This window comes from Achromobacter sp. 01N37, assembly GCF_056399725.1.
The window spans coordinates 187974-202841 of record NZ_JBFTRX010000012.1 but is presented as its reverse complement, the minus strand read 5'-3'; the positions used below and the strand labels follow the sequence as shown (position 1 = coordinate 202841).

General features: G+C 65.6%; 12 protein-coding genes. 8 read left to right on the top strand and 4 right to left on the bottom strand.

The genetic code is table 11. The features are described from left to right. Nucleotides 1-769: 769 nt before the first annotated feature. From AC1DSJ_RS22950 to AC1DSJ_RS22940, 3 genes are read right to left on the bottom strand one after another with little or no spacing between them, the layout of a single operon-like run. Complete coding sequence (locus tag AC1DSJ_RS22950) at nt 770-2185, bottom strand: efflux transporter outer membrane subunit (protein ID WP_441370536.1); 1416 nt, start codon at nt 2183-2185, stop codon at nt 770-772. A gap of 5 nt (nt 2186-2190) precedes the next feature. Continuing rightward, the gene (locus tag AC1DSJ_RS22945; RefSeq protein WP_054420606.1) at nt 2191-4149 is read right to left on the bottom strand and encodes a MacB family efflux pump subunit; all 1959 of its coding nucleotides are present in this window, start codon (nt 4147-4149) and stop codon (nt 2191-2193) included. A gap of 1 nt (nt 4150) precedes the next feature. Beyond that, complete coding sequence (locus tag AC1DSJ_RS22940; protein ID WP_441370535.1) at nt 4151-5353, bottom strand: efflux RND transporter periplasmic adaptor subunit; 1203 nt, start codon at nt 5351-5353, stop codon at nt 4151-4153. 385 nt (nt 5354-5738) lie between these two features. Here AC1DSJ_RS22940 and AC1DSJ_RS22935 point away from each other — a divergent pair, with 385 nt between their 5' ends. The 6 genes from AC1DSJ_RS22935 to purU all read left to right on the top strand — a co-directional run bounded on the left by AC1DSJ_RS22935 (nt 5739) and on the right by purU (nt 11002). After that, nucleotides 5739-6947, top strand: coding sequence for an MFS transporter (locus tag AC1DSJ_RS22935; protein WP_175170780.1), 1209 nt, complete (start codon nt 5739-5741; stop codon nt 6945-6947). A gap of 2 nt (nt 6948-6949) precedes the next feature. Further along, entirely contained in the window at nt 6950-7612 is a 663-nt protein-coding gene (locus AC1DSJ_RS22930) for a gamma-glutamylcyclotransferase (protein ID WP_054420604.1), read from the top strand. Between the two features lie 192 nt (nt 7613-7804). Further along, nucleotides 7805-8434: a pyridoxamine 5'-phosphate oxidase gene (pdxH, locus tag AC1DSJ_RS22925; RefSeq protein WP_054420603.1), complete on the top strand. Its 630-nt coding sequence runs from the start codon at nt 7805-7807 to the stop codon at nt 8432-8434. 39 nt (nt 8435-8473) lie between these two features. Further along, the gene (locus AC1DSJ_RS22920) at nt 8474-8998 is read left to right on the top strand and encodes a flavin reductase family protein (RefSeq protein ID WP_054420602.1); all 525 of its coding nucleotides are present in this window, start codon (nt 8474-8476) and stop codon (nt 8996-8998) included. Continuing rightward, on the top strand, nt 8995-10104 hold the full coding sequence (locus AC1DSJ_RS22915) for an NAD(P)/FAD-dependent oxidoreductase (protein ID WP_441370534.1): 1110 nt from the start codon (nt 8995-8997) through the stop codon (nt 10102-10104). The genes AC1DSJ_RS22920 and AC1DSJ_RS22915 overlap by 4 nt, the downstream gene beginning before the upstream one ends. 43 nt (nt 10105-10147) lie before the next feature. Beyond that, nucleotides 10148-11002 carry a formyltetrahydrofolate deformylase gene (purU, locus tag AC1DSJ_RS22910; RefSeq protein ID WP_054420600.1) on the top strand — a complete coding sequence of 285 codons (855 nt, stop codon included), beginning with the start codon at nt 10148-10150 and terminating at the stop codon, nt 11000-11002. A 3-nt stretch (nt 11003-11005) separates the two neighbouring features. Here the strand turns inward: purU and AC1DSJ_RS22905 are convergent, their stop codons facing one another. Next, nucleotides 11006-11983 (bottom strand): LysR family transcriptional regulator, encoded by a 978-nt coding sequence (locus AC1DSJ_RS22905; protein WP_441370533.1) that lies wholly within the window; start codon nt 11981-11983, stop codon nt 11006-11008. A 117-nt stretch (nt 11984-12100) separates the two neighbouring features. Here AC1DSJ_RS22905 and AC1DSJ_RS22900 point away from each other — a divergent pair, with 117 nt between their 5' ends. Further along, nucleotides 12101-13831 (top strand): acyl-CoA dehydrogenase family protein, encoded by a 1731-nt coding sequence (locus AC1DSJ_RS22900; protein ID WP_441370532.1) that lies wholly within the window; start codon nt 12101-12103, stop codon nt 13829-13831. 48 nt (nt 13832-13879) lie between these two features. After that, nucleotides 13880-14863 carry a Bug family tripartite tricarboxylate transporter substrate binding protein gene (locus AC1DSJ_RS22895; RefSeq protein ID WP_441370531.1) on the top strand — a complete coding sequence of 328 codons (984 nt, stop codon included), beginning with the start codon at nt 13880-13882 and terminating at the stop codon, nt 14861-14863. Nucleotides 14864-14868 lie beyond the last annotated feature (5 nt).

The window sequence follows — 14868 nt, the reverse complement described above, 5'->3', positions numbered from 1 at the left end:
TCCCTTCAGATTCCCTCGGGCGCATCGAGGTTGCGCGCAGTCAGGGCCACCGCGCCGACGGGCTGCCGCTGTCTTGGCATGTCGCGCTGCTAGGGTGTGCCTTAGCCACGAGTGCTGCGGGGCCCGCCGAGTGCCGGCCGCGCGGGCGGCCTTACTCGGCATACGCGGTGGTGGTCGTTTGGGCGGTGGTCGCTTTCGCGAATATGGAGAGTGGTTTTCTTATGGTCCCCGCACATTTGGGGGGAGGCAGAGGGGTGGCGCGCATCCGCCACTGCCTTGCGCGTGCCGACCCGTCGCGCGCCACCGCACCGGAGTTCAACTGATGGCCGTGCCTGCTAGGGAGCGCCATTCATTCGATGGCCGAGCCTCGCAGGAATGCCCTCCAACCGATGGCCATACCTCGCCGAACAGGTGAAGCGCGGCAATTCAGCCACACGCGAAGCGAACACCGCGACGACGCACCACGACGCGTAAGCTCCAAAAGGCCGCCCGCGCGGCCGGCATGGAGCAGGCCCCGCAAGATCTTCCACCACTCAAATTCCGGTGGCGAGAACCTCAAGAACCCCGACCGCCCCAGTTACCGTGAGATTGCAACTGACGGAGCCCGTGGCGTCGGGGGCCTGGGGTGCGCGGGGCGTCGATAAGCCCGAGGGAATCTGAAGGGAAGGCCGAAGGCCTGGACGAAGATGACAACGGGGCAGTCCGGAGCGAAGGCTCCGGACCGCAATCGTTGCCCCGCGCACCCCAGGCCCCCGACGTCACGGGCGTCTTAAGAACCCACACCACCACCACGAGCCACCAAATCATCCCCCCCTAACGCTCGGTAAACCGTCACCTGATTCACCAACCGATTCAAGCCATTTTCATCCCTCGCAATCTCCGCCGTCCGCCGCTTCTCCTGCGCGTCCAGCCAGTCCTTCAACGACACCGCGCCCGCCCGATACCGGACCTCGTACAAGCGTTCCGCTTCCCGCGCCGCCCGTAACGACACTGCCAGTTGCTCCGCCTGCAACGCCAGCTGCGTCCGGTTCGACAGCGCGTTCTCCACGTCCGCCATCGCCTGGTACAACGACTGCCGGAAGCTGACGACGCGTTCTTCGTAGTCTGCCTTCGAGATCTTGATGTTCAGCTGCATCTGGTTCCATTGCAGGAACGGCAGTGTCAGGCCTACGCCCAGCGTTGCGATCGGGTTTTGCAGCACGTTCGACAACGTCGGACTCGCGCTGCCTACCGCGCCGGTCAGCGTCACGGGCGGGTAGAAACTGGCGCGCGTCGCGTCAACCGTGGCCAACGCTTCGCGCAAGCGCAACTCGGCGGCTCGCAAGTCGGGGCGGCGGCCCAGCAGATCAGCCGGAACGCCCGCGCGCGCTTCGGGCAGCGGGTATTGCGGCAGGCGGGCCGGGTCGGCCATGCTGCGGTCTGGCGGGCCATCGAACAGAATCGTCAGCGCGTTCGTGTATTCCACGCGCTGCTGCACCAGCAGCGTATGCGCGGCTTGTTGGCTGGCGACGGTTTGCTCGGCTTCGGCAAGCTCCAGCGCCGATGCGCCACCCGCCGCGTATTGCGCGCGCACCAGGTCCTGCGTGCGGCGTGCATACGCGATGCTCTCTTCGCTGCTGGCGATGCGCTGGTTGATGAAGGCCGTCTGCCAATACAAGGTCGCGGTGGTGCCCACCAGGGACAACGCCGCCGACTGGCGGTCTTCTTCGGTGGCCAGCGCTTCCCATTGCGCCGCGTCGCGCTGGCGGGACAGCTTGCCCCACAGGTCGACCTCGTAACTGACCGTCAGCTCGGCTTGGTTGGTGCGCGTGATGCTGCGATCGCCATACAGATTGCGAACGCGCGTGACGTTGGCGTCGCCGCCCAGTTGCGGAATCAACTTGTCTTCGGTCAGCCCCGCCTGATATTGCGCGCGACGGACACGGATGGCGGCAGCGGCCAGGTCGTTGTTGCGCGCCAGCACTGCGTCGATCAGGCCATCCAGCACCGGGTCATTGAAGTTACGCCACCAGGCGCCGCCTTCCGCCAACGGCGCATTGGTGTTGGCCGCTGAACCATACGTCCACGCCGCGGGCGCCTGCGTCAGCGGGGGTTCGTAGTCGCTGCGCAGCAGGCTGCCGCAACCGCCCAGCGCCAGCAGCAGCGCCAGGGCGACGGGTTTGCAGATCAGGGAAACCGCTTTCATCGTCCTCATTCCCGGGCCAAGGCCTCGACGGGGTCCAGGCGCGCCGCGTTGCGCGCCGGCAAATAACCAAAAAGCACACCGATCAAAGTCGAGCACGTGAATGCCGCCACCATCGATGCCGTGGAATAAATCATCTGGAACGAGCCGCCCGTGGCCTTGGACACCAGCACACCCAACGCCAGCGACAGAATGATGCCCAGCGCCCCGCCGATCAAGCAGACCAGCACCGCTTCGATCAGGAACTGCTGCATGATGTCGCTGCGCCGCGCGCCCACCGCCATCCGCACCCCGATCTCGCGAGTGCGTTCGGTCACGGACACCAGCATGATGTTCATCACGCCAATGCCGCCCACCATCAGCGAGATCAGCGCAATCAGCGACACCAGCAAGGTCATCGTGGCGGTGGTGCGTTCGATGGTCTTGCGAATGGCGTCCGTGTTGAAGACGAAGAAATCCTTCACGACGTGGCGCCGCATCAGCACGCGTTCGATGGCCTTCTCGGCGGCGGCGGGCGGCGTCGCGTCGTTGACACGCACCGTGATGCTCTTCAGATGCTGCTGGCCCAGCACGCGCGACAGCGCCGTCGTGTAGGGAATCCAAACGTTCAGCGATTCGTTGTTGCCAAAGACAGATTCCTTCTTCGCCGTGACGCCAATCACGCGCGCGGGCATCGACCCCAGGAACACCACCTGCCCGATCGGCTCAGTGTGTGAACCAAACAGCGCGCGCCGTGTGCCGTCATCGATGACGACTTCCTGCGCCCGGCGCACCACACTCGTCTCATCGAAGAACTTGCCTTTTTCAAGCTGGATGGCTCGCACGCGGAAGTACTGTTCGCCCACGCCCTGGATCGACCCGTTCACCGACACGTTGCGATAGCGCAGCGTGTTGCTGGTGGCCACTTCGGGGGTGACGCTGTCTACATAGGGTTCACGGGCCAGCGCGTCGGCGTCGGCGGCGACCAGCGTGCGGATGTTGACGGCCTTCTCGTCGCCGAAGTCCTTGCCCGGAAACACCTCGACCGTGTTGGTGCCAATGGCGCTGATGTCTTCCAGGATCTTGCGCCGCGAGCCTTCGCCCAGCGCCACCACCGACACCACCGCGGCGATGCCGATGATGATGCCCAACATGGTCAGCGACGTGCGCAGCCGGTGCGCGTTCATCGCCAGCAGCGCCATGCGCAAGGCTTCGCCGCAACGGTCCAGGTACGACTGCCAGGCCGGCCGCTTGGGCAGGGGCGGCGCGTCATCGCGGACCACGTCGCGGTGCGGCGCGTCGGGGTTGCGCTTGTCGGCAACGATTTCGCCGTCGCTGATCTCGATGATGCGTTGCGCATGCCGCGCCACATTCATATCGTGCGTGACGATGATGATGGTGTGGCCGGCCGCGTTCAATTCTTCCAGGATGCGCAGCACTTCCTGGCCCGTGTGCGTGTCCAGCGCGCCGGTGGGCTCGTCGGCCAGGATGATGTCGCCGCCGTTCATCAGCGCGCGCGCAATACTCACGCGCTGCTGCTGGCCGCCCGACAACTGGCCGGGCCGGTGTTCAGACCGGTCGCCCAGCCCCAGCCGCTTGAGCAGTTCTTCGGCGCGGTCCAGCCGCGCCTCGCGCCGTTTGCCGGCGTAGACGGCCGGCATTTCCACGTTGCCCAACGCGGTCAGGTCTGACAACAGGTGATAGCGCTGGAAGATGAAGCCGAAATGCTCGCGGCGCAGTTCGGCCAGTTCGTCCGGGTCCAGCTCGCCCGTGCTGCGGCCGCTGACCTGGTAGTCGCCCCGGGTCGGGCGGTCCAGGCAGCCCAAGATGTTCATCAAGGTGGACTTGCCCGAGCCGGACGCGCCCACGATGGCCACCATTTCGCCTGCCTCGATGGTCAGGTTGATGTCCTTCAGGACGGCAATCGTCTGGTCACCCGCGGGAAACTCCCGGCGCACGCCAGAGAGCGAGATCAACGGCCCGCTCATGTCAGGCTCCCGGCGGCGGGCCGGGTTGCGTCGCGGCCGCCACCGGCGCGGAGTCCGCCGACACGACGCGCTCGCCCACCTCAAGTCCTTCCAGCACCTGCGCCTGCACGTTGTTGTTCATGCCGATCTTGACGTGGCGCACCTCGGTCTTGTTGTCTTTGCCGACCACGCGCACCGCATAGCGGCCGTCTTCGCCGCGCTTGCCCAGCGCCGAGGCCGGTACCACCACCGCATCCTTGGCTTCGCCCAGCACGATGAAGACCTGGGCCGTCATCGAGATGCGCAGCTTTTCGTCGGGGTTGGGCACGTCGAACAGGCCGTTGTAATAGACGGCGGCCGTCGTCGAAGAGCTGCTGGACGAGGTCAGCGACGTGGTCGCGTCGTCTTTCTGGATGGAGTCCGGCGCGGGTTCCACCGCGCGCAAGGTCGCGTGATAGCGCTGGTCAGGTTCGCCCAGAATGGTGAAGTACACGGGCAGCCCGGCCTTCACGCGGGTGACGTCGGCTTCCGAGATTTGCGCCTTGATCGTCATCGTGTCCACTTGCGCCACCTTGATGATGGTGGGCGCGCTTTGGATCGAGTTCACCGTCTGGCCTTCCTTCGTCACCACCGCTACCACCATGCCGTCGATGGGCGACACGATGCGCGTATAGCCCAGGTTGACGCGAGCGGTGTCGACCTGGATCTCGGCCTGTGCAATCTGCGCGTCCAGCGACGCGATTTCGGCGCGGGTCACGGCCAGCGTGGCTTCGGCGGTTTCATAGGCTTCGCGCGAACTGGCGTCGGCGGCCAGCATCTGGCGCTGGCGCTTGAAGGCGAGTTCGGCCTGCTTCAACGTGGCGACCTTGGCGGCGCGTTCGGCGCGGCGGGTCTGCAAGGCCGCTTCGGCGTTGCGCAATTCGTTCTGCTGGGTCAGGTCGTCAATCTCGGCCACCAGCTGGCCTTTCTTGACGCGATCGCCCAGTTCCACTTTCAGGGACTTCAACTGGCCGGTTGCCTGAGCGCCCACGCTGACGCGTTCAATGGCGTCGATGGTGCCGCTGGCCAGCACGCTGTCTTCCAGATTGGCCCGCGATACTTCGGCCACCGCGAAGGTGGGCGGCGGCGGCGCCGAGAAGAAGACGGCGCGCAGGCCCAGGGCCACTAACAGAACGACGACGGCGATCAGCGCATAACGCTTGAACTTGCTGCGGGACTTTTTCATTGAACCTGGTAAGAAGCGGCGAGGCGCGAGCCCCCGCCCGTATTGCGAAACTTAGCTGCCCATCCTAAACGGGCGTGCCGGCCAAACGATGGCCTATGTGTGGCGAAACGGTGAAAAACAGTAAAGCGGTGTCCAGCCTTAAAACAGCCAGCCAATTGTTCCGTTGCGAGAACGATACAACGTCATCGGCGCAAGCATGCAACCCCGCGCCCGCACATGGCGCGAACGTGCGGCGAACGCGCCGCCATCTTGCGCCGTAAGCACACGACTTGGCCGCTAGATGGCGCCTATCTTGTAGCCACGCGCTGAAACAATTTGCCGCAGCGCAAAATAAACGCGCCTCGACATAGGCCGATGATCCGCACAGAATGAACGCAGTTACGCCGTGTCTACCTCCAACAGATCCCCCTCCTCGCCTTCCAGTTCCCCGGAATTTTCCGGGGCGGTTCTGCTGTGCCTGCTGGCAATGATGAATCACGTGGCGCTGACAGGGGGACGGATTACCGTCTCGCTGACCGCGTTGCAGATGGGGCTGTCCACGTTCAAGGTCGGCACGCTGGTCGCGGTGTTCGCGGTGCTGCCGATGCTGTTTTCGGTGCGCGCGGGTCGGTGGGTGGATCGGGTCGGCATCGTGCGTCCGCTCGTCATCGGGACGTCATTGGTCGCCATCGGCACCGCATTGCCCTTTATCTCGCAAACGCAAGTCGCGCTGCTGATTGCCTCGTGCTGTATCGGTATCGGCTTCATGCTGCATCAGGTCGCAACGCAAGACTTGCTGGGCCACGCCGAACCCGCGCAACGTCTGCGCAACTTTTCATTCATGTCTCTGGCGCTGGCGGGTTCGGGGTTTTCTGGCCCGCTGATCGCCGGGCTGGCGATTGACCATCTGGGTACGCGCACCGCCTTCGGCCTGCTGGCCCTGGGGCCGCTGCTCTCTGGCATCGGCCTTTACGCCTTGCGTCACCAATTGAAGGCGGTGGATTCGCAATTGTCAGGCGCCAAGGAAGCCCAGCGCCGCCGCGTGACCGAACTGCTGGCCGTTCCCGCCTTGCGCCGCATCCTGATGGTCAACACCATTTTGTCGGGCGCGTGGGACACGCACTTGTTCGTGGTGCCAATCTTTGGCGTGGCGATCGGGCTGTCGGCCACCACCATTGGCGTCATTCTTGCGTCGTTCGCGGCGGCAACGTTCGTCATCCGGCTGGTATTGCCGCTGATCATGCGCCGGGTGCGGTCGTGGACGCTGGTGCGCGTGGCCATGGCAACGGCCGCCATCGACTTCATGCTTTACCCGCTGTTCACCGACGTTAGCATCCTGATCGTGCTGTCGTTCATTCTGGGGCTTGCGTTGGGGTGCTGCCAACCGAGTATGCTATCCCTCTTGCACCAGCATTCCCCGCCCGGCCGTGCGGCCGAAGCCGTGGGATTGCGCATGGCGCTGATCAATGGCTCGCAGGTTTCTCTGCCGTTGACCTTCGGCGCGCTGGGTGCGGTCATCGGCGTTGCCCCGTTGTTCTGGGCCTATTCGCTGGCCCTGATGGCGGGAGGGTGGGCCAATCGCAACCCCCCGCTCGAGTCTGAACGGAATCCGTAGTCGTGAACATGCAGTCCTCTCCCCCCGAACCCGGCATTGCCGGCGCCAGCCTGCCCTTTCGTCTGTGGACGCAAGAGGAAAGGCAGGCATCGCTGGAAGAGGCCCTGCGGCACTGGCAGTCGGGCGAAGACGTCTGGGTGTATGGATACGGGTCGCTGATCTGGCGCCCTGACTTTGATTTCATGGAACGCCGCCTGGCGACCTTGCGCGGTCATCACCGGGCGCTGTGCCTGTGGTCTCGTGTGAACCGCGGCACCCCGGAATGCCCGGGCCTGGTGTTCGGCCTGGACCGCGGGGGCTCCTGCCGGGGCGTGGTCTACCGTCTGGCGGGCAGCCAGGTGCCGACCTACTTCCCGGCCTTGTGGGAACGCGAGATGTCCACCGGCGCCTATCTGCCCCGCTGGATCAATTGCACCACCGACGCCGGCACCGTCCGCGCGCTGGTCTTCATCATGAACCGGGACAACCCGGCCTACATCCGCGCCCTGCCCGACGCCGAGCTGCTGGCCATCGTGCGCCGCGCCGCGGGCCGCTACGGCCCCTGCACCGATTACGTGGTTCAAACCGCCCAGGCGCTGCGCGCCGCCGGCATCCATGACGCCCGCCTGGACGCCATCGCCCGCATGCTGGAAGCCGACGAGCACACGCTGCCAGAAGGCGCATAAATCGGAAAATGGCCGAAGAACGGCCGAAGAACAGCCCAAGAACGGCCCAAGAATGACCCGGGAGCGGCCCCCGCCGCAGCCCCGGCCCGCCCTCCCGGGCGGAAACTTGCCTGAGACCTGCGCGGGGTCAATAAGGGAGGGATTGCCCAAGCGGTATAAACTCCCTGTTATCAACGCTGACTCCCACGCCTCATGTCCGTCTCTGATCTGCGTCAAAGCTACGAAAAGAACGTCCTGCTGGAATCCCAGGCCGCCGCCTCGCCGTTCGACCAGTTTTCGCGCTGGTTCGACGAAGCGCTGGCTGCCAAGGTGCCTGAGCCCAACGCCATGACCCTGGCTACGGTGGACGCCTCGGGCCAGCCCAGCGCCCGCATCGTCCTGATCAAGGGCTATGACGAGCGCGGTTTCACGTTCTTCACCAACTACGAATCCCGCAAGGGCCACGACCTGCTGGCCGAACCGCGCGCCAGCCTGCTGTTCTTCTGGCAGCCGCTGGAACGCCAGGTCCGCATCGAAGGCGTGGTGGAAAAGGTCGCGGCCGAGGAATCGGACGCCTACTATCACAGCCGCCCGGCCGGTTCGCGCATTGGCGCCTGGGCCTCGCCCCAGAGCCAACCCATCACCCGTGAAGCGCTGGAAGCCCGCGAAAAAGAATTCCGCGAACGTTTCGGCGAAGAGCCGCCGCGTCCGCCGCACTGGGGCGGTTACCGCCTGAAGCCCACCGCGATCGAATTCTGGCAAGGCAGGCCGTCGCGCCTGCACGACCGGCTGCGCTATGTCGCCGACGGCTCGTCCTGGAAGATCGAACGCCTGTCGCCTTGATGCCGGGCGCGCTGCGCGCCCGCCCGACTTAACGATTGCATGCCCGCCTCCTCCCCTGATTTTGACGCCGCTTTTTTCCGCACCGCGCTGGGCCGTTACGCCACGGGCGTAACGGTTGTCACGGCCGCCGGCCTTGATGGCGCCCCCATCGGGCTGACGGTCAGCTCGTTCAACTCGGTATCGCTGAACCCGCCGCTGATCCTCTGGAGCCTGTCGCGCTCATCGTCGTCGCTAGCGGCGTTTGAGCAGTGCGAGCGCTACGTGGTCAACGTGCTGAGCGCCGAGCAGATTGCACTGGCGCGGCGCTTCGCGACCGGCAAAACGCCGGACCGCTACGCCGGTTTGACCGTGCACCACGCGCCGGGCGGCACGCCCATGCTGGACGGCCACTGCGCCGCCTGGTTCGAATGCCGCAACCGCAGCCGCTACGAAGAAGGCGATCACATCATCATGGTGGGCGAGGTGGAACGTTGCGGTCACAGCACCGAGCCGCCCCTGGTCTTCCACGCGGGCGGCTTCGATCTGACGCCCGCCGGCGCACGATCCGAAAGGAAAGCCCCATGAGCGTGGATATTGATTGCGTCGTCATCGGCGCGGGCGTTGTCGGCCTGGCGATTGCACGCGCGCTGGCGCAGTCCGGCCGCGACGTGCTCGTGACTGAAGCCACGGAAGCCATCGGCACCGGCACCAGCTCGCGCAATTCCGAAGTCATCCACGCGGGCATCTATTACCCGGCGGGCAGTCTCAAGGCGCGCCTGTGCGTGCGCGGCAAGCACCTGCTGTACGGGTACTGCGCCGAACGCGGCGTGCCGCATCAGCGTCTGGGCAAGCTCATCGTGGCGGCAGACCGCGACCAGGCCACCCAACTGGAAGGCATTGCCCAACGCGCCCGCGCCAATGGCGTGGACGACCTGCAATTCATTTCGGGCGAAGAGGCCATGCGCCTGGAGCCCGCGCTGCAATGCACAGCCGCGCTGTTGTCGCCGTCGACCGGCATCGTGGACAGCCACGCGCTGATGTTGTCGTTCCAGGGCGATGCGGAAAACGCGGGCGCCCAATTCGTCTTCCATACGCCGCTGGTGTCCGGCCGCGTTCGGCCCGAAGGCGGCTTCGAACTGCAATTCGGCGGCGACGAAGCCATGACCCTGACCTGCAACGTGCTGATCAATTCGGCAGGCTTGCAGGCGCCGGCATTGGCCCGACGTATTGACGGCGTGCCGCCCGCCAGCATTCCCACCGACTATCTGTGCAAGGGCAGCTACTTCACGCTGTCTGGCCGCGCGCCGTTTTCGCGCCTGATCTACCCCGTGCCGCAACATGCCGGCCTGGGCGTGCACCTGACGCTGGACATGGGTGGCCAAGCCAAGTTTGGCCCCGATACCGAATGGGTCGGCACGGAAGACTACACGCTGGACCCCGCGCGCGCCGACGTGTTCTATGCCGCCGTGCGCAGCTATTGGCCCGCACTGCCCGACAACGCCCTGGCGCCCGGCTACACCGGCATCCGGCCGAAAATCTCGGGTCCGCACGAACCCGCCGCCGACTTTGTCATTGCCGGCCCCGCCGTGCATGGCGTGCCCGGCCTGGTGAACCTGTTTGGCATCGAATCCCCCGGGCTGACCTCCAGCCTGGCCCTGGCGGAAGAAACCGTGGCGCGCCTGGCCGCCTGATTCCGCCCCTATCCTCATTCTTACTTCGGTCTATTCCCGCACCATGCAGCACAACGACTACATCCTGACCCTGTCCTGCCCCGACCGCACGGGCATCGTCTACCGCGTCAGCGGCCTGTTGTTCGAATTGGGTTGCAACATCCTGGATTCGCAGCAATTCGGCGACGAGGAAACGGGCCAGTTCTTTCTGCGCGTGCACTTCGACCTGCCGGCCGCCGTGGCCGCTGACGATCTGCGCGGCCGCCTGAACACGCTGTCCGCCGATTACGGCATGGACCTGAAGCTGCATGACGCGCGCCGCAAGGAACGCCTGCTGATCATGGTCAGCAAGCAAGGGCACTGCCTGAACGACCTGCTGTTTCGCGTGCATAGCGGGCATTTGCACGCCGAAGTGGCCGCTATCGTGTCGAACCACAACGACTACGCCGCGCTGGCCGCGTCCTATGGCATCCCGTTCCACTACCTGCCCGTCACGGCGGAGACCAAGGCGGAACAGGAAAAGCAGGTGCTGAAGATCGTCGAGCAGTCCAACACGGATCTCGTCGTGCTGGCCCGCTACATGCAGATTCTGTCGGCGGACATGTGCCGCGCGCTGAATGGCCGCGCCATCAACATCCACCACAGCTTCCTGCCCAGCTTCAAGGGCGCGCGCCCGTATCACCAGGCACATGCGCGCGGCGTGAAGATCATCGGCGCCACCGCCCACTACGTGACGTCTGACCTGGACGAAGGCCCGATCATTGATCAGGACATCGAACGCGTCGACCACACGATGACTGCACAAGACCTGACGCAGGTCGGCAGCGACATTGAATCGCTGGTGCTGTCGCGCGCCGTGCGCAGCCATGTGGAACACCGCATCCTGCTGAACCGCAACAAGACCGTCGTCTTCCGCTGATCTTCAGCCGGCCGCGGCACCGGGCGCCACAGCATCAGCTGCCGCAGGACCGCCTGCCGCAGCATCGGCCGCCGCAGCATCGGCCACCGCAGCCACCGACGGAAACTGGTTTGCGACCAGCGCCATTGCCTTGTGCTGCAATGGCGAACGCGCCTCGGCCGGCCAGATCACCTGGCTGATCGAGCGCGCCTCGTGCTCAAACGTGATGAAGCGCGTGCCCGCCAAGCCGCTGCGCGACAAGCACGCCGGCACGATCGACACCCCCAAACCCTGCGACACCAGCGACGCCACGCTCAGCCAGTGGCGCACCTCGTGCCGCACCACCGGCATGAACCCGGCTGACACGCACATCGACAGCACCGTCTCGTAATAGCTGGGCGATGCCGCGCGCGCGAAGAACACGAAATCGTCGCCCGCCAGCTCGGCCAGGCGCAACGATTGGCGGCCCGCCAGCGGATGGGAATCCGGCAGGCAGACGACGAAGGGTTCGGCCATCAGGTCACGCGCCTGCACTTCGTCAGGCACCGGGTTGGCGTGGATGAAGCCCAGGTCCTGTTCGCCCCGCCGCACGGCCTCGATCTGCTCATGCGAGTTCAGCTCGGTCAGCACGTGCTCCACATCCGGCAGTTCGGCGCGCATCGCGTTCAACAAGGCGGGCAAGCCGCGATACAGCATCGACCCCACAAAACCGATACGCAGCCGGCCACGCAGGCCCGCATCCACGCGCTGCACCAGCGTGCGCACCTCTTCGGCTTGCCGTAGCAGCGTCAGCGCCTCGCGGTACAGCACGTGGCCGGCGTCGGTGAGCTCGACATGGCGGCTGGTGCGCGCCAGCAGGCGTGCGCCGACGTTGTCTTCAAGCTGGCGGATGGCGTAGCTGAGCGGCGGTTGGGAAATGTGCAGGCGGTGCGCGGCGCGGCTGAAGTGGCGCTCTTCGGCCACCGCAATGAAATAGCGCAACAGGCGCGGGTCCAGATCCATGGTCTCCCCCTTAATCTATATTTTTTATGGATTGTTCTACACGAAAACGGTATTTGCGTAGATTAATCCATCCGCGCACCATCGGCCAATCACCCCCGTTTTGCGCAGGATGCCGCCATGGATACCCCCGTGAAGACCGCTGCCCCCACCTCTGTTCCCGCCGCTGTTTCGTCTGTCGGCGCCACCCCCGTCCCCGATTCCCGTGGCCTGAACCTGTTCAACGCGGACCCCTATGCGGCCGCGCTCAGCCAGCGCTACCTGCCGCCCAAGCTGTACGCCCATCTGTTGCCCCATCTGGAACGTCTGGGCGGGCTGGCGGGCGGCGTCATGGACGAATTGGCGGCCACCGCCGACAAGCATCCGCCCACGTTATCCGTGCGTAGCCGCGCCGGCACCGATGAGTCCCGTATCGACAAGCACCCGGCCTATGTCGAGCTTGAACGTCTGGCGTACAGCGAGTTTGGCTTGGCCGCGCTGTCGCACCGCGGCGGCGTGCTGGGCTGGCCGGAACCCATGCCGGCCGCGGCCAAGTACGCGTTGAGCCACTTGTTCGTGCAAGCCGAATTCGGCCTGTGCTGCCCGGTCAGCATGACGGATTCGCTGGCGCGCACCTTGCGCAAGTTCGGTGACCCCGCGCTGGTCGAACGCGTGTTGCCGCAAGTCACGTCGCAAGATTTCGACGCGCTGCGCCAAGGCGCCATGTTCATGACCGAACAAGGCGCGGGGTCGGACGTCAGCGCCACCGAAGTCACGGCCGAAGCGCAAGCCGATGGCACATGGCGCATTCATGGCGACAAATGGTTCTGCTCGAACCCCGACGCAGGCTTCGCGATGGTGCTGGCACGCAGCGAGCCCGACGCCGGTTTGAAGGGCGTATCGCTCTTTCTCTTGCCGCGCGACCTGGCCGACGGCAGCCACAACCACTACCGCATCCTGCGCCTGAAAGACAAGCTGGGTACGCGCTCGATGGCCAGCGGCGAAATCCGCCTGGAAGGCGCGGTGGCGTGGCTTGTCGGCGAACGCGGCCGCGGCTTCAAGCACATGGCCGACATGATCAACAACTCGCGCTTGTCCAACGGCATGCGCGCGGCCGGCCTGATGCGCCGCGCCGTCACCGAAGCGATTTTCGTCTCGCAGAACCGCCGCGCCTTCGGCAAACGCCTGATCGATATGCCGCTGATGCAGCGTCAGCTGGTCAAGATGACTGTGTGGGCCGAACAGGCGCGCAGCGTGATGTTCCAGACGGCGCGTGCGCTGGCCGATGCGGACCACGGCACGGCCGACCCGGCGCTGGCCCGCATCCTGACGCCGCTGATCAAGTTCCGCGCCTGCCGCGATGCGCGCAAGGTCACGGGCGACGCGATGGAAGTGCGCGGCGGCTGCGGCTATATCGAGGAATGGACCGAGCCGCGCCTGGTGCGCGACGCGCATCTGGGTTCCATCTGGGAAGGCACCAGCAACATCGTGGCGCTGGACGTGCTGCGCGCCATCAAGAAGGAAGGGTCGTTGCCCGCGCTGCGCGCCCACATCAACCAGCTGCTGGCCGATGGCGTGCCCTGCCCGCCCGCGCTGGCTGATCTGCAAGCCCAGGCGCTGGACAAGAGCTTTGCGCTGGCCGACCACGCAGCCCAAGGCGACCATGCCGAACTGGCGCGTCAGGCCGCATCCCTGCTGTACCACGCGGTGTCGATGGCTGCGCTGCGCTGGGAAGCCACCGGCCCCGGCCTGGAAACCCGCGCGCAACTGGCTGACCAGGTGCTGCTGCACCGCCTGGCGGCGCGCGACCCCTACGCCATTCCCCCCAACGAAAGCGCGGCCTGCCAGACCATTCTGCAATACGCGTTGTAATCCGACGCCGGCGGCACAGCCGGCGCGCCCCACACAGGAGACACCACCATGAAACGCCTTTTCGCCCCCCTGCTGCTGGCGGCGGCCACCGCCGTCGCCCCGGCCACGCCTGCGCTGGCGGCCGACGCCTACCCGTCCGCCCGCCCGATCACGTTGATCGTGCCCTTCCCGCCCGGCGGCCCCACCGACGCCATGGCGCGGCGGCTGGCTGAAAAACTGCGCGAGCCCCTGAAGCAGAACGTCATTGTTGAAAACCGCAGCGGCGCGGGCGGCAACATCGGCTCGGAATACGTGGCGTCGGCCAAGCCAGACGGCTACACGCTGCTGTTCGGCACCTCGGGGCCGCTGGCCATCAACGTCAGCCTGTACAAGCGCCAGGGCTATAACCCCGAGACCAGCTTCGCACCCATCATCCGCCTGGGTCACCTGCCGAATATCCTGGTCGTGAACCCGTCGGTGCCGGTGAACAACGCAGCAGAGCTCATTGCCTACGCCAAGCAGCATCCGGACAAGCTCAGCTATGCGTCGTCCGGCAACGGCGCGTCGTCGCATCTGGCGGGCATCCTGTTCAACCAGATGGCCGGCACGCAGATCATGCACATTCCGTACAAGGGCACCGGCCCCGCGCTGAATGATTTGCTGGGCGGACAGGTGTCGATGTCGTTCACCGACATCCTGACCGCGCTGCCCTACATCAAGGCCGGCAAGCTGCGCGCCATCGGCCTGGCCAGCGCGCAGCGTTCCGACGCCCTGCCCGACCTGCCCACCTTGTCCGAGCAAGGGCTGAAAGGCTATGACGTCAGCGTCTTCTTCGGCATCGTCGCGCCCAAGGGCACGCCGGCTGACGTGGTGGACACCTTGAACCAAGCCTTCAAGACCGCGCTGGCGGACCCGGGCATCAAGCAGACGCTGCACTCGCAAGGCATCGTCGAAGCGCAGGACCAATCGCCGCAAGGCCTGTCCGCCTTCATCACCACCGAAGTCCCCAAGTGGCGCGAGCTCATCAAGAGCGCCAACGTTTCCATCGACTGAAGCTG

What these genes read in the sequence shown, in the direction of transcription:
- AC1DSJ_RS22945 (WP_054420606.1), bottom strand. Translation starts at nt 4,149, where the DNA reads ATGAGCGGGCCGTTGATCTCGCTCTCTGGCGTGCGCCGGGAGTTTCCC.
- purU (WP_054420600.1), top strand. Translation starts at nt 10,148, where the DNA reads ATGCAGCACAACGACTACATCCTGACCCTGTCCTGCCCCGACCGCACG.
- AC1DSJ_RS22900 (WP_441370532.1), top strand. Translation starts at nt 12,101, where the DNA reads ATGGATACCCCCGTGAAGACCGCTGCCCCCACCTCTGTTCCCGCCGCT.
- AC1DSJ_RS22915 (WP_441370534.1), top strand. Translation starts at nt 8,995, where the DNA reads ATGAGCGTGGATATTGATTGCGTCGTCATCGGCGCGGGCGTTGTCGGC.
- AC1DSJ_RS22940 (WP_441370535.1), bottom strand. Translation starts at nt 5,353, where the DNA reads ATGAAAAAGTCCCGCAGCAAGTTCAAGCGTTATGCGCTGATCGCCGTC.
- AC1DSJ_RS22950 (WP_441370536.1), bottom strand. Translation starts at nt 2,185, where the DNA reads ATGAAAGCGGTTTCCCTGATCTGCAAACCCGTCGCCCTGGCGCTGCTG.
- pdxH (WP_054420603.1), top strand. Translation starts at nt 7,805, where the DNA reads ATGTCCGTCTCTGATCTGCGTCAAAGCTACGAAAAGAACGTCCTGCTG.
- AC1DSJ_RS22920 (WP_054420602.1), top strand. Translation starts at nt 8,474, where the DNA reads ATGCCCGCCTCCTCCCCTGATTTTGACGCCGCTTTTTTCCGCACCGCG.
- AC1DSJ_RS22895 (WP_441370531.1), top strand. Translation starts at nt 13,880, where the DNA reads ATGAAACGCCTTTTCGCCCCCCTGCTGCTGGCGGCGGCCACCGCCGTC.
- AC1DSJ_RS22905 (WP_441370533.1), bottom strand. Translation starts at nt 11,983, where the DNA reads ATGGATCTGGACCCGCGCCTGTTGCGCTATTTCATTGCGGTGGCCGAA.